The organism is Neisseria sp. RH3002v2f (assembly GCF_014596375.1).
Lineage (GTDB): Bacteria > Pseudomonadota > Gammaproteobacteria > Burkholderiales > Neisseriaceae > Neisseria > Neisseria cinerea.
On record NZ_MAYZ01000020.1, the window covers coordinates 110915 to 130809 of the forward strand.

Below are 19895 nucleotides of genomic sequence, written 5' to 3' on the forward strand. Positions count from 1 at the left end.
CCGGAGTAAGGATGTGCGGGTGTTTTTTTGTGAAAGTACGTCAGAAAATGTTTGCAAATTACATTTTAAGTTAATACAATATGAACTATTATCATTTTTAAAAAAGTTGATATGAAAAAATTACTTATTGCCCAAGCAGCCGGCATCCTGCCTGTGCTGCTGCTTTCTGCCTGCGCGGGCGGCGGCAGTTTCGATTTGGACAGCGTGGAAACGAAACAGCGCAACCCACAGTCCGAAGCACCGAAATACCAAGACGAACAGACTGAAAAACCGGCAAAACCCGGTGAAGCGCAGGCGGCGGAAAACGAACGTTCGGCTTACGGTTTTGCAGCCAAAATACCGCGCCGGTTCTATTTTCCGAAGAAACCAGAGAATGAGCATAAGGCATTATCAGAAGCGGATTGGGAGAAATTAGGTGCGGGTAAGCCAGATGAGTTTCCCCAAAAGGATGAAATCTCGAATATGACTGACGGAACTCTGAACGAGTCTATTCAGCCGGGTGGGGACGGCAAAAGCCGCGTGGAAGGATACACGAAATTCGAGTATGTCCGCTCGGGCTATATCTACCGCGACGGCTTGCCGATGGAAAGAATCAATGGCAGTGCGCTCAACGGTCCGAAAGGCTACCTTTTCTACAAAGGCAGTAATCCTTCCCAAGCTCTGCCGATGGGTAAGGTAGGTTATAAAGGTACTTGGGATTATGTAACCGATGCCAAGATGGGACAAAAATTTTCCCAGTTGGCTGGTTTTCCAGCGGGGGATAGGTATGGGGCTTTGTCTGCCAACGAAGATGTGTTGCTCAATAAAAAGGATGCACCGGAAGGTCATACCGATTTCGGGCTGACCAGCGAGTTTGAGGTGGACTTCGCCGCCAAGACCATGACCGGCGCGCTCTACCGCAATAACCGGATTACCCATAACGAAACCGAAAATAAAGCCAAACAAATTAAACGTTACGACATTCAGGCTAACCTGCACGGTAACCGCTTCAAAGGTAAGGCGTTGGCAGCGGATAAAAATGCTAATGAGAAAGAACACCCCTTCGTTTCTGATTCTGACAGTCTGGAAGGTGGTTTCTACGGGCCTCAGGGCGACGAGTTGGGCGGCAAGTTTTTGGCAAACGATAAGAAAGTGCTTGCCGTATTCAGCGCGAAACAGAAAGACGATGCAGAAAAACCATTGGCTGAAACCTTTATGGACGCTTACCGCATCGGTGCGGATTTTGTGAAAAAACAGATTGACAGCTTCGGCAACGTGGCCAAACTGCTGATTGACGGCGTGGAGCTTGCGCTTGTGCCGTCCGAAGGCACTCAGACGGCATTCCAGCATGTATTTGAGAAAGACGGCGTGAAGGTGTCGGCATGCTGCTCCAATTTGGATTATCTGCATTTCGGGGTGTTGGAACACGGCGGTTCGCACGATATGTTCCTGCAGGGCAGCCGTACGGCAGTATCCGAAATGCCAACAACTGCCGAGCCGGCTGTATATCGCGGTACATGGTCGGGTACTATTGTTAATGGTACGAGCTGGAGTGCCGAACCTTCCGATAAGGAAGGCGGTAACCGGGCTGAGTTTAAAGTTAATTTTGCCGAGAAAACCCTCAACGGTATGCTGACGGCGAAAGACCGCATTGCCCCCGTATTCACCATCACTGCCCAGATTCAGGGCAACGGTTTTTCAGGTGTGGCGAAAACCGGTGAAAGCGGCTTTGCATTAGATCCGAAAAATACCATCGATCCGAAACGGACGAATATTCGTGCAGATGTGTCCGGCGGCTTCTACGGCAAAAACGCCATCGAGATGGGCGGATCGTTCTCCGGAAACACATTGGAGGGAGAAAGCGGCAAGGCGGCAGTGGTATTCGGTACGAAACGCCAACAGCTTGTCCGGTAAACTGGGCTGCCGGTTGGCAGAGGAAAGTTCTTCAGACGGCATATCGGCTTTAAATGCCGTTTGAAGGCAGTAAGTAGAGAAATGATATGAAACAGCAACATTTGTTCCGATTAAATATTTTATGCCTGTCGCTGATGACTGCGCTGCCTGCTTATGCGGATGTTTTACCGTCCGGACAAGTGGGGGAAAAGCAGCTCGATACCGTGCAGGTGAATGCGAAAAAACAGAAAACCCGCCGTGATAACGAAGTAACCGGGCTGGGCAAGCTGGTCAAATCTTCCGAGACGCTAAGTAAAGAACAGGTATTGAATATCCGAGACCTGACCCGTTACGATCCGGGTATTGCCGTGGTCGAACAGGGTCGGGGCGCAAGTTCCGGCTATTCAATACGCGGCATGGATAAAAACCGCGTTTCCTTAACGGTGGACGGCGTTTCGCAAATACAGTCTTACACCGCGCAGGCGGCATTGGGTGGGACGAGGACGGCGGGCAGCAGCGGCGCAATCAATGAAATTGAGTATGAAAACGTCAAGGCCGTTGAAATCAGCAAGGGTTCGAATTCATCAGAATACGGAAACGGCGCATTGGCAGGTTCGGTCGCATTTCAAACCAAAACCGCAGCCGACATTATCGGAGAGGGAAAACAGTGGGGCATTCAGAGTAAAACTGCCTATTCTGGAAAAGACCATGCCCTGACACAGTCCCTTGCGCTTGCAGGACGCAGCGGCGGCGCGGAAGCTCTCCTTATTTATACTAAACGGCGGGGGCAGGAAATCCATGCGCATAAAGATGCTGGCAAGGGTGTGCAGAGCTTCAACCGGCTGGTGCCGGTCGAGGATACCCATCCGTACGCAAATTTCATTGTCGAAGAAGAATGCCCCAATGGATATGCGGCCTGTAAAGACAATGCGAAAAAAGATGCTTTGGCCAAAGATGAGCGCAAAACTGTCAGCACGCAGGATTATACCGGCCCCAGCCGCTTCCTTGCGGACCCGCTTGAGTATGGCAGCCAATCATGGCTGTTCCGACCGGGTTGGCATTTGGACAACCGACATTATGTCGGAGCCGTTCTTGAACGTACGCAGCAGACCTTTGATACACGGGATATGACTGTTCCTGCCTATTTTACCGAGGCCGATCTGAATGACAGCGTCCGGAGAAACGGTACGCCGAGCGGCTTTGGCAAATATTCGGGCAATAATAAGGCAGAAAGGCTGTTTGTTCATGGAGAGGGCGGTACATTGCAGGGTATCGGTTACGGTACCGGCGTGTTTTATGATGAACGCCATACCAAAAACCGGTACGGGGTCGAATATGTTTACCATAATGCTGACAAGGATACCTGGGCCGATTACGCCCGACTTTCTTATGACCGGCAAGGTATAGATTTGGACAACCGTTTGCAGCAGACGCATTGCTCTCACGACGGTTCGGATAAAAATTGCCGTCCCGACGGCAATAAACCGTATTCCTTCTATAAATCCGACCGGATGATTTATGAAGAAAGCCGAAACCTGTTCCAAGCAGTATTTAAAAAGGCATTTGATACGGCCAAAATCCGTCACAATTTGAGTATCAATCTAGGGTACGACCGCTTTAAGTCGCAATTGTCCCACAGCGATTATTATCTGCAAAACGCAGTTCAGGCATATGGATCGAAAACTCCGGAAGGGGCGCAGTCGCCCAACGGAAGCCAAGGCAAACCGTATTGGGTGTCTATCGGCAAGACCACGGTCAATACATCGCCGATATGCCGTTTCGGCAATAACACCTATACAGACTGCACACCGAGGAATATCGGCGGCAACGGTTATTATGCAGCCGTTCAAGACAATGTCCGTTTGGGCAGGTGGGCAGATGTCGGAGCAGGCATACGTTACGATTACCGCAGTACGCATTCGGAAGATAAGAGTGTCTCTACCGGCACTCACCGCAACCTTTCTTGGAACGCAGGCGTAGTCCTCAAGCCTTTCACCTGGATGGATTTGACTTATCGCGCTTCTACGGGCTTCCGTCTGCCGTCGTTTGCCGAAATGTACGGCTGGAGAGCCGGGGAGTCTTTGAAAACGTTGGATCTGAAACCGGAAAAATCCTTTAATAGAGAGGCAGGTATTGTATTTAAAGGGGACTTCGGCAATTTGGAAGCCAGCTATTTCAACAATGCCTATCGCGACCTGATTGCATTCGGTTATGAAACCCGAACTCAAAACGGGCAAACTTTGGCTTCTGGCGACCCCGGATACCGAAATGCTCAAAATGCACGGATAGCCGGTATCAATATTTTGGGTAAAATCGATTGGCACGGTGTATGGGGCGGGTTGCCGGACGGGTTGTATTCCACGCTTGCCTATAACCGTATCAAGGTCAAAGATGCCGATATACGCGCCGACAGGACGTTTGTAACTTCATATCTTTTTGATGCCGTCCAACCTTCACGATATGTATTGGGTTTGGGTTACGACCATCCTGACGGAATATGGGGCATCAATACGATGTTTACTTATTCCAAGGCAAAATCTGTTGACGAACTGCTCGGCAGCCAGGCGCTGTTGAACGGTAATGCCAATGCTAAAAAAGCAGCATCACGGCGGACGCGGCCTTGGCATGTTACGGATGTTTCCGGATATTACAATATCAAGAAACACCTGACCCTGCGCGCTGGCGTGTATAACCTCTTCAACTACCGGTATACCACTTGGGAGTCTGTAAGGCAGACTGCCGAAGGAGCGGTTAATAGGCACAATAATGTCGGCAGGTATAACCGCTACGCCGCACCGGGACGAAATTACACCCTGACTTTAGAGATGAAGTTTTAACCTAAGCAACCGTGCATCAAGGCAATAGATAAACGGCACGGATATTTCGGTAAAATTAGAAATGCCGTCTGAAATTCTGTTCAGACGGCATTTTTCAATATTCCGGATTAATTGGAACCGACTTTGATTTTTTGCCACAAGTTGACAGACAGTTTTTTCGCATCTGCGCTCATTTGAGGCATCACGAAACCGTCTTTCATGTCTTGCTCGTTCGGGAAAATAGAGCGAGTGTTCACAAGCTCGGCAGGCATTTTTTCGCGTGCAGGTTTGCTGGCCGGTGCGAAGGTTACGGCAATACCGTTTTTCGCAGCCACTTCGGGATCGAGCGTGTAGTTGATGTATTTGTGGGCATTGGCGATGTTTTTCGCATCGGCCGGAATCAACCAAGATTCAATCCAGAAGCCCATACCTTTCGGCGTCAACACTTCGATGCCGACATTGTTTTTCACTTCTTCGGAACGCGCTTTGGCCAAGTTCAAGTCGCCGCCGTTACCTGCCGCCAAGCAGATGTCGCCGCGCGCCAATTCGTCAATGATGGAAGGGCTGAAACGTTTCACGTCAGGACGGATAGACTTTAACACTTCCGCCGCCGCTTTCAAATCTTCAGGATTCGAGCCTTTAGGATCTTTACCCAAGTAGTTCAACAAGATTGGGAACATTTCGCTCGGAGTATCCCACAAAGCGATGCCGCAAGATTTCAGCTTGTTGGTGTATTCGGGTTTAAACAGCAAATCCCAGCCGTTTTCAGGCAATTTTCCACCCAAAAGCTCCTTGCCCTTCGCCGTAATCGCAATCGTATTCACGCCTGAGAAGTATGGAACGGCATACTGATTGCCCGGGTCGGCAGTTTCCAACATTTTCAGCAATTCAGGGTCGATGTTTTTGTAGTTCGGAATCAGATCCTTGTTGATTTTTTGGTATGCACCTGCCTCAATTTGGCGCGGCAGGAAGGCAATACCTGGCACAACCAAGTCATAGCCGGATTTACCGGTCAGCATTTTGGCTTCAAGGGTTTCGTTGTTTTCATACAAATCGTAAGTCAGCTTCAAATTGTTGGCTTTTTTGAAGTCTTCGACGGTACTTTCGTCAACGTAGTTTGACCAGTTGTATATATTCAAAGTATCGGTGGCGGCTGCCTCGGCATTGGCAGCAGGCGCGCTGCCTGCTTGAGGTTGCTCGGCTTTTTTCTCGCCACCGCCGCACGCGGCCAAAGACAATGCGGCCAATACGGCTAATACAGATTTTTTCATACGGGCAGATTCCTGATGAAAGAGGTTGGATAAAAAAAGAAACCAAGCGCCCCATTGATACCCCGGCGCAAGGCGCGGCTATTGTAAAGTAAATTTTTGCAAAACCAAAGCGCATTGAACTGATTTTTCTAAAAAATTGCCTTGTTTGCGAAAGGTTCGCCAAATGGGTTGCAGTTTTGACCGTTTTTACGGGCTGTGAAACCTTCCTGTGTAATAATAAGGAGAAAAGACTTGCATATAATGTAAACCCTCTTTAAAATTGCGCGTTTAGAGAATTTATTTTTCAGGAGATTCCAACATGGCAAACAGCGCACAAGCACGCAAACGTGCCCGCCAGTCCGTCAAACAACGCGCACACAATGCTAGCCTGCGTACCGCATTCCGTACTGCAGTGAAAAAAGTATTGAAAGCAGTCGAAGCAGGCGATAAGGCAGCTGCACAAGCGGTTTACAAAGAGTCTGTTAAAATTATCGACCGTATCGCCGATAAAGGCGTATTCCATAAAAACAAAGCGGCACGTCACAAAAGCCGTTTGTCTGCAAAAGTAAAAGCCCTGGCTTGATTTTTGCAGAACCGCCAAGGCGGTTTTTTATATGTAATAAGCAAAAAACCCTGAGGCCTGACGGTTTCGGGGTTTTTCGCATTGGGAAGGCCAAAGCTTAAAATATCGGAAAATGTACGGTTTTTTATTTGAACACGCTATAAAATACCGTCTTAAAACAATGTGTCGGCAATGGGGATGGAGATGAATAAACAGAAAATGCGTTATATTTTTTTGATAGGTTTGCTACCGGTTGCGTCTGCCTTCGCCGAGACTGCGGTGCAATGTCATAATTTGAAAGACGATGCTTTACGCTTGGCGTGTTATGACAGAATATTTGCGGTACGGTTGCCGGATATGCCGGGAAAATCCGGGCAGCATGAGGCAAAATCTGTACTTAATCTTACCGAAACCGTACGAAGCAGCTTAGATAAGAAAGAGGCTGTAATCGTGGTTGATGAAGATGTGCCGTCCGGCGATCAAGCGGGAGCTACAGAAGCTACATATACGCCGTTGAGCCTGATGTATGATTTAGATAGAAACGATACGCGAGGGCTTCTGAGTGTACGCGAGCATAATCCAATGTACCTTATGCCGTTTTGGTACAACAGTTCGCCCAACTATTCTCCGAGTTCACCGACGCGCGGCATAACCGAACAAGAGAGATTCGGGCAGCAAAAGCGTGCGGAAACCAAACTTCAGATTTCGTTTAAAAGCAAAATCGCTGAGGATTTGTTCAAAAGCCGTGCGGATTTGTGGTTCGGTTATACGCAGAAATCAGACTGGCAGATTTTCAATCAGGGCAGGAAATCCGCACCGTTCCGAAATACGGATTATAAGCCTGAAATCTTCCTGACCCAGCCTGTGAAGGCTGACTTGCCTTGGGGCGGTAGGCTGCGTATGCTCGGTGCTGGTTTTGTTCACCAGTCCAACGGGCAAAGCCGTCCGGAGTCGCGTTCGTGGAATAGGATTTATGCTGTGGCGGGGATGGAATGGGGAAAGTTGACCGTGGTGCCGCGTGTGTGGATGCGCGTATTTGATCAAGGAGGTGATCAAAACGACAACCCGGATATTGCCGACTATATGGGTTATGGCGATGTGAAAGTTCAGTACCGTTTGAATGACAGGAAGAATGTGTATTCAGTGCTGCGTTACAACCCTAAAACGGGTTATGGCGCAGTAGAGGCTGCCTATACTTTTCCCATTACAGGCAAGCTTAAGGGTGTAGTGCGCGGCTTTCACGGTTATGGAGAGAGCCTTATCGACTATAACCGCAAACAGAGCGGTATCGGTTTCGGTTTGATGTTTAATGATTGGGACGGTATCTGAACCGTGTTCGGGTAAGTAATATCAAGTCGGCGGTGCCGTCTGAAGTCATCGGGGGCTTTACGGTGTATGAGATAAAAAGCTCGTTTGAATTCTGGCAAGAGCGTATAATGCGCAGTTTGCACAAACTTTGTCGGAATCAAGCAAGATGACGGAACCTGCAGCCGAAGGCGGTAAAACTGCCAAGGCGTTAAAAAAATATCTGATTACAGGCATTTTGGTCTGGCTGCCGATTGCGGTAACGGTTTGGGTTATTTCCTATATCGTTTCCGCATCCGACCAACTCGTTAACCTGCTTCCGAGACAATGGCGTCCGCAATACGTTTTGGGGTTCAACATCCCCGGACTCGGCGTTATTGTTGCCATTGCAGTATTATTTGTAACCGGATTATTTGCCGCAAACGTATTGGGCCGGCAGATTCTTGCCGCGTGGGACAGCTTGTTGGGTAGGATTCCGGTTGTGAAATCCATCTACTCGAGTGTTAAAAAAGTATCCGAGTCCCTGCTTTCCGACAGCAGCCGTTCGTTTAAAACACCGGTACTTGTACCGTTTCCCCAGCCCGGTATTTGGACGATTGCTTTCGTGTCAGGGCAGGTGTCGAACGCACTTAAGGGTGCATTGCCACAGGATGACGATTATCTTTCCGTGTATGTTCCGACCACGCCAAATCCGACCGGCGGTTACTATATTATGGTTAAGAAAAGCGATGTGCGCGAACTCGATATGAGCGTGGACGAAGCATTGAAATATGTTATTTCTTTAGGTATGGTCATGCCTGATGACCTGCCCGTTAAAACATTGGCAGAACCTATGCCGTCTGAAAAGGCGGATTTGCCCGAACAACAATAACGCCGTCGTTCAGACGGCATTTCCTGTTTTCAGTTCAAATCAATAATAAAAGGTGATTTTATGCGTACCAACTATTGCGGTCTGATTAGCGAGCAATACTTAGACCAAACCGTTACCGTCAAAGGCTGGGTACACCGCCGACGTGACCACGGCGGTGTAATTTTTATCGACCTGCGCGACCGCGAAGGCATCGTCCAAGTCGTGATTGACCCTGACACTCCGGAAGCATTCGCCGCTGCCGATTCCGCCCGCAACGAATACGTTTTGAGCATTACCGGCCGCGTACGCAATCGTCCAGAAGGTACGACCAACGACAAAATGATTTCCGGCAAAATCGAAATCCTTGCCAAAGAAATCGAAGTCTTGAACGCTGCCGCTACGCCTCCGTTCCAAATTGACGATGAAAACATTAGCGAAAACGTTCGCCTGACCAACCGCGTTATCGACTTGCGCCGTCCTGCCATGCAACGCAACCTGCGCCTGCGTTACCAAGTCGCCATGGGCGTTCGCCGCTACTTGGACGCACAAGGCTTCATCGACATCGAAACCCCGATGCTGACCCGCTCCACGCCTGAAGGCGCGCGCGACTACCTCGTGCCGAGCCGCGTTCATCCGGGCGAATTCTTCGCTCTGCCGCAATCTCCGCAATTGTTCAAACAATTGCTGATGGTAGCCGGTTTCGACCGTTACTATCAAATCACCAAATGTTTCCGTGACGAAGACTTGCGTGCCGACCGTCAACCTGAATTCACTCAAATCGACTTGGAAACCTCGTTCTTGAACGAGGATGAAATCATGGACATCACTGAAGGCATGGCCAAACAAGTCTTCAAAGATGCCTTGAATGTAGATTTGGGCGACTTCCCACGCATGCCTTACTCTGAAGCCATGTTCTACTACGGCTCTGACAAACCGGACATGCGCATCAACTTGAAATTTACCGAATTGACCGATCTGATGAAAACGGAAGAATTCAAAGTCTTCCGTGGTGCAGCCGACATGAAAGGCGGCCGCGTAGTCGCTCTGCGCGTGCCTAACGGTGCGAAATTCAGCCGCAAAGAAATCGACGAATACACTAAATTTGTCGGCATCTACGGTGCGAAAGGTTTGGCATACATCAAAGTAAACGATGTGAGCAACCTTTCCAACGGCGAAGACAGCGGCCTGCAATCTCCAATCGTGAAATTCCTGTCTGAAAACGCCCTGAAAGAAATCATTGCGCGTACCGGCGCGCAAAACGGCGACATCATCTTCTTCGGCTCAGACAAAGCCAAAGTCGTGAACGAAGCCATCGGCGCTTTGCGTATCAAAGTCGGCTTGGAACACGGCAAAGATAACGGCTACTTCGTAGACGAATGGAAACCTTTGTGGGTTGTCGACTTCCCAATGTTCGAATACGACGAAGAAGCCGACCGCTACGTTGCCGTACACCATCCGTTTACCGCGCCTAAAGAAGGTCATGAAGACCTGATGGTTTCCGACCCTGCAAACTGCTTGGCTCGTGCCTACGACATGGTATTGAACGGCTGGGAAATCGGCGGCGGCTCTATCCGTATCCACCGCGCAGACGTACAAGAGAAAGTATTTGCCGCACTGAAAATCAGCCCTGAAGAGCAACAAGAGAAATTCGGCTTCCTCTTGGACAACCTGAAATTCGGTGCGCCTCCTCACGGCGGCCTTGCATTCGGCCTCGACCGTCTGGTTACACTGATGACTGGTGCCGAATCTATCCGTGACGTGATTGCCTTCCCGAAAACACAACGTGCACAATGTCTACTGACCAATGCACCTAACAGTGTGGATGACAAGCAGCTGCGCGAATTAAGTTTGCGTTTGCGCCAGAAGGCAACCGAAACTAAAGAAGTGTAAGAAAAACAGAGCCGTTTACGGCTCTGTTTTTTTAGACGGCATTTTACGCTTTTTAACTTTTTGCTAATTTGAACCTAATTTGGCTGTGTTTTAATAGCGGCATTGAAAAACACTTCTTGTTCAATAAGTCGATAAAGAAAGGACTGAAAATGAAAAAATTGTTATTGGCCGCTGTTATTTCCCTGAGTGCCGCTGCTGCATTTGCCGGTGACCATGCAGAGCGTCAGATTTACGGTGATCCCAATTTTGAACAGAACCGCGTAAAAGCTGTGAAAATGTTGGAACAGCGCGGTTATCAAGTTCACGATGTCGATGCCGACGACCATTGGGGTAAGCCTGTTCTGGAAGTAGAGGCCTATAAAAACGGTCGTGAATACGACATCGTGTTGTCTTATCCTGACTTGAAAATTATCAAAGAGCAGGTTGATTACTGATTTCTTTGATGGGAAGATGAATACGAAATGCCGTCTGAAAGACAGTTCAGACGGCATTTTGTTTTTGCTGGAAAGAATGGTCTAGAACAGCAGGTCGACCGTTTCAGAATCAGTATTTTCAAGGGTTTCTGTTTCTGCCTGAGGTACGGATTCGACAGTAGGCCTTCTATTGGACGGCAGGATGGGAACGGGGCGGATGCTTTGAGTCGGCTGTTTTTCTTCAGTCTGCGGGACAGACGGTTCGGCAGGATTGGATTGGATGACTTGGGCCGGTGTTTCGGGTTGGCTGTATGCGGAAGAACCCTGCATCCATGCCAGCGACCTGAGTGGCATCTTTAGCTTGCCGTTTTTGCCGCAGGTCAGGCAGACGGGCGCGCCGGTACGTGCTTTAAGTACGGCATCGATTTTTCCGGATGCGATGGTTTTACCCTGTGTTTTTGCCCATTGCGCAATACTTTTTTTCAGCGAGGCAATGTCAAGGTTGTTCTTACCGTAAGGGTCGTGGAAGGCTGCAAGCCAAAGGTTGTTTCCTGCATCTTCGTTGAGACTGGCCATTTGATAGATGACAGATGCAGGCGAGCCTGTGGCGATGGTTTTGGCAAATTCGAGCGCATCGGGCGATTTCATGCGGACGCAGCCGTGGCTCCGGACTCCGGGAACGCTGGCCGGTGCATTGGTTCCGTGTATGCCCAAACCTAGTTTCGGGTCGCCTAAGCGGACAAAAACCGGCCCTAGAGGGTTGTCCGGACCTGCGGCTATGGTTTTCACGCCGTCGCCGCGTTCTTTTTGTATGGATTTGGGGATGTGCCAAACGGGGTTGTAGGCTTTTGCACCGATTTTATGTTCACCTAAGTTGGTCTGAGTCATGGCTCGTCCTACTGCAACGGGATAGACCTTGGTCAGGTTGCCGTCAGTGTAGAGGAACAGGCGTTGCTGAGGGATGTTGATGAAGACATGTTGACCTTGTGCAATGGGGGAAACATCGGGAATAACTGTATGCGCGTATGAAAAACTGGTTATAGACAGTACGGCGGTGAGGCAGATTGTTTTATTCATATCAAAATATAGTGTGTGTTCGATGGTGTTTTGGCAAATCATACCTGAAACCGTGAGGTTTTGTGCGAAAATATGCGTTTCGGTACAGTACGGACGGATTTGGGAATGGAGATGGAAGTAAATGTTGCGGAAATTTCCGCCTTGGATTATGAAGGCAGGGGCGTGGCAAAGGTCGGCGGTAAAACGGTTTTTATTAAAGGGGCATTGCCGTCTGAAAGAGTCGGTTTTCAGATTACCAAACAGAAAAAGCAGTTTGACGAAGCGGAAACGGTAGCGATATTCAAAGTTTCGGATGAGCGTACCGTCCCGCAGTGCCGTTATTTTGAACGCTGTGGCGGTTGTTCCCTGCAACATATTTCTCCGACAGCACAGGTGGCGTTCAAACAAAGGATTATGGAAGAGCAGCTCGAGCGTATCGGCAAGGTCAAACCGAAGCAGATATTGCCGCCGATTTACGGACATGTATGGCATTATCGGGATAGGGCGCGGTTCAGTGTGTCATTAGACAAATCATGCCGTCTGAAACTGGGGTTTCAGGCAAAGAAAACGAATGATGTGGTGGGCATTTCGTCATGTATGCTGATTCCGAAGCCTGTTTCAGACAAGCTGCCGGCCATCAGGGAGCTTTTGCAGGATTTGGCGGAAGAGGGAAGTATTGCCCGTTTTGCCGAGTTTTATCGCGGCAGTGAAATCACCGTATTGAACATCGCGTTCAAAAGCAAACTTCGGCAGAATGATGAAAACCGGATTAGGCAGTGGTTTGATTCGGAATTGTCGGATGACTGGCAGATTTGGCTGCAAATCGAAGGAAAGGTATCGGAACCGTTTTATCCCCAAAAGGATACGACATTAAAATATACATTACCGGAATTCGGCATTGAAATGCCGTTCCGGCCGGGAGATTTTACGCAAATTAATACAGATACCAACCGGCTGATGGTTTCACGCGCCGTAAAAATGCTCGACATACGTCAGGGTGAGCGAGTTGCAGACCTGTTTTGCGGTTTGGGCAATTTCAGTCTGCCCATAGCTAAGAGCGGAGCGAGTGTGGTTGGTGTCGAAGGTGCGGAAAATCTGGTCGGACGTGCCCGGCAAAATGCACGGTTAAACGGTTGCGGCGGACAAACAGATTTTATTGCTGCCAACCTCTTTGATTGCACCGAGAATACGGTGGCCTCATGGGGAAAATTTGACAAAATGTTGATAGATCCTCCCAGAAGCGGTGCGTATGAAGTTGTTAGGTCATTGAAGCCGCCTTATCTCCCGAAAAAAATCGTTTATGTGTCCTGCAATCCTTCTACTTTAGCACGGGATGCGGGCGTATTGGTTGAAAAAGGCTATATCCTCGGCCAGGTGGGAATAATGAATATGTTTGCCCATACATCCCATGTTGAGTCTATCGCAGTATTTGAACTGACATCGGAAATCCGCAAGGCAGGATTTAAGGATAAAAAGTAAAGCTTAATGAAGGTGAAAAAGACAAGGTGGAATAAAATTAAATATATTTAAATATATAAAATATAAAGTGGAATGTAATAAAACTTGTATCTTAGGCATATTGCCCAAAGTTAAATTATGGTATGATTCTGCTCCTTTAAGTCTATTTCAGTTAATTGTTAATAATAAAAGCGGGCGGCTGCCGTCTCGGACGGTTTAACCATTCATGCTTGCTCATTACGGTATTGGGAGTATCCTTTGGAAAACTCATTAATTATCGGCTTGGCACTGGTAGCTGTGTTACTGGTGCTTTTGGTCATGCGTGCGAAACAAGGTAAACAAATACCGAAGCACAAGTCACAAAGCGGTGGCAATTCAAAAGGACAATCATCTGATCATAATGATACGGACTGGATTGGTCAGGTAGACCGTTCAGTATCAGACGGTGCTCAGTCGGACTGGTCGTGGAATGAAAGTGCTGAAACCGCATCTGCAGCCGTGTCTGCGCAAGAAGTCGATCCACTGACAGAATATCAGGTTTATAAACAATTCGGGTATCAGGGTAAGGCAGCCGAATCCCTGGCTGCTTATTTGAACAGTATTCCGGACGATGAAGACAAGCCTGAAAACCTTATCTGCGAATTGCTCGATACCAACCTTGAAGTGGGGGATGTAGATGTTTTGGCAGATAATTTGCAGAAGTACGGTAGTCTGATACCTCCCGGACTTCTGGCAAAATATGTTCAACAGGCATTACAGCTCGATCCCAACCATTTGCGTATACGAGTTTTGGCTGAAGAAGGTTTGGGTTGGAGCATCCAAGAGATTGAGAAATGTACAGAGGATGGTGCTGTAACGGCGGATTCTGCGTCTGTGCTGCCGGATGCGGCTGTTCAAGAGCGTGAAGCAGGAGAAGTCAAGCGTATTCCGATTGTTCGGGGTAAAAAAGACGTTTCCGAAATTAGCCAGGAGGAGGTTGGTGCAATTGCTGGTTTGGTACGTGCAGATCAAGGTGCAAAAATCCTTAAAGGCAAAGTTAGTTACGAAACGGCATCAAAACAATATGACCGTGCTATTCAGGCTTCTGAGAAACCTGCCAACCTGATTATTGATGCACTCAAACTTGATTACCAACATGCAGACATCGATCGTTTTGCCGGGCATCTGTGGAAGCTTTATCAAGCATTGGGAAACTATGGCAGACAGGTAAAAGAGAGAATGCTGGGGTGGGGATACAGCCTGGGCTACCATGAAGTCTTCGATGATTTGGAAAAAGGACCGGACGATCAGCAAATTAAAGACATCGGTATGGGGCATGGGTATCTGCCACAAAATATACAGAAATCAAAAGCACAATATCGGGACTTGGTACTTCAAGATTCTTCATTAATCAATGCCAATGTATCTCCGGCAGACGATGCGATTAAAGAAGTAGAATCGTTGCTGATGTATGGTCAACTGGATGCGGCAATGGATGTGTTGGAGCAGGCGGTATTGAAATATCCGGACGAATCCCAGCTGTATATTACGTTAATCGATATTTATGAACGTACCGAAGATTGGGATAGATTGGGGCAGTTTTTAAGGGTGCTGAGGGAGCGTGCCGACAGATTGCCGGAAGAAGTCGTCATGCTGATGAGCCGGCTGCTGCAGCGTATGAATCGAAATATAAAAAAATAAAACGGTACGGGGAATAATAAAAAATGGAAGTACAAATACCGAAAATTAAAACAGTACGCGTTATGTTGGCGGGGATGACGGCGCATCAGGAATCCATTTTTAAAATGGCATTCAAAATGCACAATACCACCCGTTATGAAACGGTACCTTCTTCAGACGGCAGTATCGTACCTGATTTGGTTTTAGTGGATACTGATGCAGAGGGCGGCCTGGATCTTTGGAAGGAGTTTGGTGAACGTTATAAGGATATACCTGTTACTGTATGTTCCGAGAAAGCCCCTGATGCTGAAGTTCCCTACCTGCCTAAACCAATCCGGTTTGAAACATTGTTTCCCATGCTCCGCAAATTATTGCAGGGAGAAAATGTTTATGGGAAATCGTTTACTGCGCCTGTAGGTCAGTCTCCAAAAGGCAGTGGCAATGAGCAACGTACGACAACAATACGCCGCTTCAATCCGAATAAAGGTTTATTGGGAGCGTTGCGATTCGCAGAAAAGAACGGGCAGGATATTGCCATTTTACACGGCGGAAAGCCGGTTCTTATCGTTTTTCCCTCAATACAACGGGTTCTTCTGACAGAAAGTGCGGAAAAACTTGAGCAGTTGTGTAAGGACGATAATTTGCAGGTGGGCTGTAAAGTCGTTCCTGATAATCCCCAGTGGCGTGAAAAAGCAAAAGTCAGCATCATGTCCTGTATGTGGCAGCTTTCTATTTGGACGGCACAGGGTAGGTTAATTTATCCGATCTCTCCGGATACCTTGTTTACGTTGAGGTCTTGGCCGAATTTGACTAGGTTGGCGCATGTGCCGGAATCGATACGGCTATCGGCGTTTTTAACTAAAACATCCGTTAACCTTAATGTGTTGTATAAAGTTATGCCTTTGAGTATTAATGACATTTTGAATTATATTGCGGCAACCTATGCAACAGGGTTCTTATCTGTAGATTTGAAGACGGTCTCCCAGCATTCATATCATGATACGGTAGATAAGATAGATATCGGAGTCAACTCTGCCTCAGACAGTGAAATGGCAAAAGAAGCGGTAAAAATGACCGCACCATCACAAACACAGCCGCGAGGTCTTCTTCAAAGGCTGATGAAAAAACTGTTGGGTAATTAGGAGCGGAGATATGAGAGAAAATAAAATTATTTTCACCGGTCCTGTCGGTGTGGGAAAAACCACGGCTATCGCAGCTATTTCAGACGACCCTCCCATTCAGACTGATGCTTCGGCATCTGATATGACTTTGGATAGAAAAAGGAACACGACCGTAGCAATGGATTATGGCGTAATCTATCTGGATGAAGATACCAAAGTTCACCTGTATGGTACCCCGGGTCAGGAACGATTTAACTTTATGTGGGAAATTCTGAGTCAAGGCAGTATGGGCTTGGTTTTGCTTTTAGATAATGCACGGACTAATCCGTTGAAAGATTTGGAATTTTTCTTGGATTCGTTTCAAGGATTGCTGAAAACGGCGCCGGTCGTTATAGGTATTACTAAAATGGATATACGCTCACAGCCCGGTATCGACGTATATCACAAATATCTTGCAAAACATAATCTTAATGTTCCGGTTTTCGAAATTGATGCCCGTAAGGAAAATGACGTAAAACAATTGGTTAGTGCAATGTTATTTTCTATTGATCCGGGACTGGAGGTTTAACATGGAATCAACACTTTCACTACAAACGAATTTATATCCCCGCCTGACACCGGCCGGCGCATTCTATGCAGTATCCAGCGATACTCCGAGTGCCGGCAAAACTTTGCTGCACGGTTTGCTGAAGGCAGACCCTGGTGAAGTGGTTAGTAGCGAGAAACTGCTTGCTTGGGCAGATACCTCCGACATTGATACCGCTTTAAATTTGCTGTACCGTCTGCAAAAACTTGAATTTCTCTATGGTGATGAAAATGGTGATTCTGACGGTATTAATTTTGCAGACGAACAATTGCCGTTGTTGATGGAACAGTTGTCCGGCAGTGGTAAGGCATTATTGGTCGATCGGAATGGTCTGTATCTTGCCAATGCCAATTTTCATCATGAGGCGGCTGAAGAATTAGGGTTGCTGGCGGCAGAAGTCGCACAGATGGAAAAGAAACACCGGCTATTGGTTAGGAATAATCTATATATTAACAATAATGCTTGGGGGGTTTGCGATCCTTCCGGTCAGAGCGAACTGACATTTTTCCCATTGTATATTGGGTCAACCAAGCTTATTTTGGTTGTCGGTGGCATTCCGGACTTGAGTAAGGAGGCATTTGTTACTCTAGTAAGGATTTTATACCGCCGTTACAGTAACCGTGTGTAAAGCAGGACAGGAGGGGTTATGCAGCAATTATTGATTTCAATCCTTGAAGATTTAAACAATACATCTACGGATATTATCGCGTCTGCCGTTATCTCAACCGATGGATTACCGATGGCGACTATGTTGCCTTCGCATTTGAATTCGGATAGGGTGGGTGCGATTTCTGCTACTTTGCTTGCTTTGGCCAGTCGTTCGGTAAATGAGCTTGCCTGCGGTGAGTTGGAGCAGATTATGATTAAGGGAAAATTGGGCTATATCCTTTTGAGCCAGGCGGGCAAAGATGCAGTGTTGGTGCTGATGGCAAAAGAGAGTGGCAAGCTTGGTTTGATTCTGTTGGACGCAAAACGTGCGGCAAGACATATTGCAGAAAGTATATAAGGGCTGTACATTCAAAGGCTGAGTACAATCAGTTGTAAATATATGTTGACATAGTCTGCATTTTGAATTAATATTCAAAGCTATTCCCCGATAGCTCAGTCGGTAGAGCGACGGACTGTTAATCCGCAGGTCCCTGGTTCGAGCCCAGGTCGGGGAGCCAAATTTTAAAACCCTCTAAGTATTACTTAGAGGGTTTTGCTTTACCGACGTCAGAAATGCCTTTCTGAGATGCTTGTATATATCAGGACTACCATCAAATCAACAAGCTGGCGAGTATTTATGGCAGGAATAATGCTGCAAAGGCATTCAAGGAATGGGCTGAAGAAGGATTATTGAGATATATCGCTGATACGAAAAACCGTCCGCTGCTTAAATCCTTCGGGCTACAATTTTGCCCACGGAAAAGTCAACGAACGGCTGGATGAGGAATGTATTCTTGCAGTATTCGCTTGTCAACACTTCAGACGACATACTGTTCAGCATTTATTCCGATATAGATAAAAGCGTGGTTTGGCACTTTGGCTGGTGGTGCGGATATGGTCACGCTACTTGGCAGCTGAGTGATTTAAAACTGTGATTTGTGTAAAAATGCCGTCTGAAGCATTGATTTTCAGACGGCATTTTGTTGTGTGTTTATTTTTTCAGTTCGGAGAGAATATCGTCTATGGTTTTTTTCGCATCTCCGAAACACATTACGCTGTTTTCGTTGAAGAACAGCGGGTTTTGTACGCCCGCGTAGCCAGTGTTCATCGAGCGTTTGAATACGACGACTTCTTTTGCCTTCCACACTTCCAACACGGGCATGCCGGCAATCGGACTGTTCGGGTCGGTTTGGGCGGCCGGGTTGACGGTGTCGTTCGCGCCGATAACCAAGACTACATCGGTTTCGGGGAAGTCGTCGTTGATTTCGTCCATTTCCAAAACGATGTCGTAGGGGACTTTGGCTTCGGCAAGCAGTACGTTCATGTGACCGGGCAGACGGCCGGCGACGGGGTGGATGCCGAAGCGCACTTCTGTGCCGTTTTTACGCAAAAGCTCGGTGATTTCGGCAACGGGGTATTGCGCTTGTGCGACTGCCATACCGTAGCCCGGGGTGATAATGACACTGTTTGCGCCTTTCAGCATTTCGGCAACATCGGCAGCTTTGACTTCTCGGTATTCTCCTATCTCTTGGCTGCCGGAAGATGATGTGCCGCTGTCGCTGCCGAAACCGCCGGCAATCACGGAAACAAACGACCGATTCATGGCTTTGCACATAATGTAGGATAGAATTGCGCCGCTTGAGCCGACCAGTGCGCCGGTGACGATGAGCAGGTCGTTGGAGAGCATAAAGCCTGCCGCTGCGGCTGCCCAGCCGGAGTAGGAGTTGAGCATGGATACGACCACGGGCATATCCGCGCCGCCGATGGAGGCGACCAAGTGCCAGCCGAATGCGAGAGCAATCAGGGTCATTATCAGTAGGATGAAGCCGCTGCCGTTAATACCGACAAATACGAGCAGCAACACAAACGATACGCCAAGTGCCAGTGCGTTGAGCTTGTGTTTGGCGGGCAGTTGCAGCGGGCTGCTGCTGATTTTGCCGTTGAGCTTGCCGAATGCGACCAGTGAGCCGGTAAAGGTTACTGCGCCGATGAAAATGCCCAAATAGACTTCGACCAGATGGATGGTGTGCATATCGTGCGAAACGTTGCCCGACTCAATGTAGCTGTTGAAGCCGACCAAAACCGCCGCCAAGCCGACGAAGCTGTGCAGCAGGGCAATCAGTTCGGGCATTTCGGTCATTTCTACTTTTTTTGCTTTGTAGATGCCGATTGCCGCGCCAATGAGCATGGCGATGATGATCCAGCCCAGTCCGTGGGTGTTTTCGGAAAACACGGTAACGAACAAGGCAACCGCCATCCCGGCGACGCCGGAATAGCAGCCCTGTTTGGCGGTTTCCTGCTTGGACAGCCCCGCCAGCGAGAAGATAAATAAAATTGCGGCAACGATATACGCCGCTGTCACTAATCCTGAAGACATGGAAATTCTCCGATTTTCGATGATTTGTTTTT

17 protein-coding genes and 1 tRNA gene are annotated in these 19895 nt (G+C 48.1%); 15 read left to right on the forward strand and 3 right to left on the reverse strand.

The features are described 5' to 3' along the window. Positions 1-111 precede the first annotated feature (111 nt). Positions 112-1893: a transferrin-binding protein-like solute binding protein gene (locus BBW69_RS04510; RefSeq protein WP_188210548.1), complete on the forward strand. Its 1782-nt coding sequence runs from the start codon at positions 112-114 to the stop codon at positions 1891-1893. An 86-nt stretch (positions 1894-1979) separates the two neighbouring features. After that, complete coding sequence (locus BBW69_RS04515) at positions 1980-4709, forward strand: lactoferrin/transferrin family TonB-dependent receptor (RefSeq protein ID WP_188210549.1); 2730 nt, start codon at positions 1980-1982, stop codon at positions 4707-4709. 107 nt (positions 4710-4816) lie between these two features. On the opposite strand, the gene BBW69_RS04520 is transcribed toward BBW69_RS04515, so the two are convergent. After that, positions 4817-5959: an extracellular solute-binding protein gene (locus tag BBW69_RS04520; protein ID WP_036492029.1), complete on the reverse strand. Its 1143-nt coding sequence runs from the start codon at positions 5957-5959 to the stop codon at positions 4817-4819. A 298-nt stretch (positions 5960-6257) separates the two neighbouring features. On the opposite strand from BBW69_RS04520, the gene rpsT reads away from it, so the two are divergent. From rpsT to BBW69_RS04545, 5 genes are all read left to right on the forward strand, one after another. Next, positions 6258-6521: a 30S ribosomal protein S20 gene (rpsT, locus tag BBW69_RS04525; protein WP_003676672.1), complete on the forward strand. Its 264-nt coding sequence runs from the start codon at positions 6258-6260 to the stop codon at positions 6519-6521. A gap of 171 nt (positions 6522-6692) precedes the next feature. Continuing rightward, positions 6693-7829, forward strand: a complete 1137-nt coding sequence (locus tag BBW69_RS04530; protein ID WP_188210550.1) for a phospholipase A — start codon at positions 6693-6695, stop codon at positions 7827-7829. Between the two features lie 145 nt (positions 7830-7974). Then, positions 7975-8676 (forward strand): DUF502 domain-containing protein, encoded by a 702-nt coding sequence (locus BBW69_RS04535; protein WP_111727309.1) that lies wholly within the window; start codon positions 7975-7977, stop codon positions 8674-8676. Between the two features lie 60 nt (positions 8677-8736). Next, positions 8737-10545: an aspartate--tRNA ligase gene (gene aspS / locus BBW69_RS04540; protein WP_107960617.1), complete on the forward strand. Its 1809-nt coding sequence runs from the start codon at positions 8737-8739 to the stop codon at positions 10543-10545. 149 nt (positions 10546-10694) lie between these two features. Beyond that, positions 10695-10979, forward strand: a complete 285-nt coding sequence (locus BBW69_RS04545) for a PepSY domain-containing protein (RefSeq protein WP_039854296.1) — start codon at positions 10695-10697, stop codon at positions 10977-10979. A gap of 81 nt (positions 10980-11060) precedes the next feature. Here BBW69_RS04545 and BBW69_RS04550 read toward each other — a convergent pair whose 3' ends face one another. Continuing rightward, complete coding sequence (locus BBW69_RS04550; RefSeq protein WP_188210551.1) at positions 11061-12077, reverse strand: L,D-transpeptidase; 1017 nt, start codon at positions 12075-12077, stop codon at positions 11061-11063. A 63-nt stretch (positions 12078-12140) separates the two neighbouring features. Between BBW69_RS04550 and rlmD the strand changes: the two genes are divergently transcribed. The 8 genes from rlmD (at position 12141) to BBW69_RS04590 (ending at position 18421) form a co-directional block, all read left to right on the forward strand. Continuing rightward, on the forward strand, positions 12141-13493 hold the full coding sequence (gene rlmD, locus BBW69_RS04555) for a 23S rRNA (uracil(1939)-C(5))-methyltransferase RlmD (protein ID WP_188210552.1): 1353 nt from the start codon (positions 12141-12143) through the stop codon (positions 13491-13493). A 237-nt stretch (positions 13494-13730) separates the two neighbouring features. Further along, on the forward strand, positions 13731-15152 hold the full coding sequence (locus tag BBW69_RS04560) for a 23S rRNA methyltransferase (RefSeq protein WP_188210553.1): 1422 nt from the start codon (positions 13731-13733) through the stop codon (positions 15150-15152). A gap of 23 nt (positions 15153-15175) precedes the next feature. Then, positions 15176-16273 carry a response regulator gene (locus BBW69_RS04565; RefSeq protein ID WP_188210554.1) on the forward strand — a complete coding sequence of 366 codons (1098 nt, stop codon included), beginning with the start codon at positions 15176-15178 and terminating at the stop codon, positions 16271-16273. Positions 16274-16283: 10 nt separating this feature from the next. Beyond that, positions 16284-16820, forward strand: a complete 537-nt coding sequence (locus BBW69_RS04570) for an ATP/GTP-binding protein (protein ID WP_003676651.1) — start codon at positions 16284-16286, stop codon at positions 16818-16820. A 1-nt stretch (position 16821) separates the two neighbouring features. Then, positions 16822-17466, forward strand: a complete 645-nt coding sequence (locus BBW69_RS04575) for a peptidase M23 (protein ID WP_107960621.1) — start codon at positions 16822-16824, stop codon at positions 17464-17466. Positions 17467-17484: 18 nt separating this feature from the next. Then, entirely contained in the window at positions 17485-17844 is a 360-nt protein-coding gene (locus tag BBW69_RS04580; RefSeq protein WP_003676648.1) for a roadblock/LC7 domain-containing protein, read from the forward strand. 84 nt (positions 17845-17928) lie between these two features. Beyond that, positions 17929-18004 (forward strand) — tRNA-Asn (locus BBW69_RS04585). A gap of 261 nt (positions 18005-18265) precedes the next feature. Next, positions 18266-18421 (forward strand): hypothetical protein, encoded by a 156-nt coding sequence (locus BBW69_RS04590; protein ID WP_159069844.1) that lies wholly within the window; start codon positions 18266-18268, stop codon positions 18419-18421. 56 nt (positions 18422-18477) lie between these two features. On the opposite strand, the gene pntB is transcribed toward BBW69_RS04590, so the two are convergent. Continuing rightward, positions 18478-19863: a Re/Si-specific NAD(P)(+) transhydrogenase subunit beta gene (gene pntB / locus BBW69_RS04595; RefSeq protein WP_188210630.1), complete on the reverse strand. Its 1386-nt coding sequence runs from the start codon at positions 19861-19863 to the stop codon at positions 18478-18480. Between the last annotated feature and the right edge of the window lie 32 nt (positions 19864-19895).

Coding starts and splice junctions, on each gene's coding strand:
- BBW69_RS04570 (WP_003676651.1), top strand. CDS start 16,284: ATGAGAGAAAATAAAATTATTTTCACCGGTCCTGTCGGTGTGGGAAAA.
- BBW69_RS04520 (WP_036492029.1), bottom strand. CDS start 5,959: ATGAAAAAATCTGTATTAGCCGTATTGGCCGCATTGTCTTTGGCCGCG.
- BBW69_RS04575 (WP_107960621.1), top strand. CDS start 16,822: ATGGAATCAACACTTTCACTACAAACGAATTTATATCCCCGCCTGACA.
- pntB (WP_188210630.1), bottom strand. CDS start 19,863: ATGTCTTCAGGATTAGTGACAGCGGCGTATATCGTTGCCGCAATTTTA.
- rlmD (WP_188210552.1), top strand. CDS start 12,141: ATGGAGATGGAAGTAAATGTTGCGGAAATTTCCGCCTTGGATTATGAA.
- BBW69_RS04590 (WP_159069844.1), top strand. CDS start 18,266: ATGAGGAATGTATTCTTGCAGTATTCGCTTGTCAACACTTCAGACGAC.
- rpsT (WP_003676672.1), top strand. CDS start 6,258: ATGGCAAACAGCGCACAAGCACGCAAACGTGCCCGCCAGTCCGTCAAA.
- aspS (WP_107960617.1), top strand. CDS start 8,737: ATGCGTACCAACTATTGCGGTCTGATTAGCGAGCAATACTTAGACCAA.
- BBW69_RS04515 (WP_188210549.1), top strand. CDS start 1,980: ATGAAACAGCAACATTTGTTCCGATTAAATATTTTATGCCTGTCGCTG.
- BBW69_RS04535 (WP_111727309.1), top strand. CDS start 7,975: ATGACGGAACCTGCAGCCGAAGGCGGTAAAACTGCCAAGGCGTTAAAA.
- BBW69_RS04510 (WP_188210548.1), top strand. CDS start 112: ATGAAAAAATTACTTATTGCCCAAGCAGCCGGCATCCTGCCTGTGCTG.
- BBW69_RS04580 (WP_003676648.1), top strand. CDS start 17,485: ATGCAGCAATTATTGATTTCAATCCTTGAAGATTTAAACAATACATCT.
- BBW69_RS04550 (WP_188210551.1), bottom strand. CDS start 12,077: ATGATTTGCCAAAACACCATCGAACACACACTATATTTTGATATGAAT.
- BBW69_RS04530 (WP_188210550.1), top strand. CDS start 6,693: ATGGGGATGGAGATGAATAAACAGAAAATGCGTTATATTTTTTTGATA.
- BBW69_RS04565 (WP_188210554.1), top strand. CDS start 15,176: ATGGAAGTACAAATACCGAAAATTAAAACAGTACGCGTTATGTTGGCG.
- BBW69_RS04545 (WP_039854296.1), top strand. CDS start 10,695: ATGAAAAAATTGTTATTGGCCGCTGTTATTTCCCTGAGTGCCGCTGCT.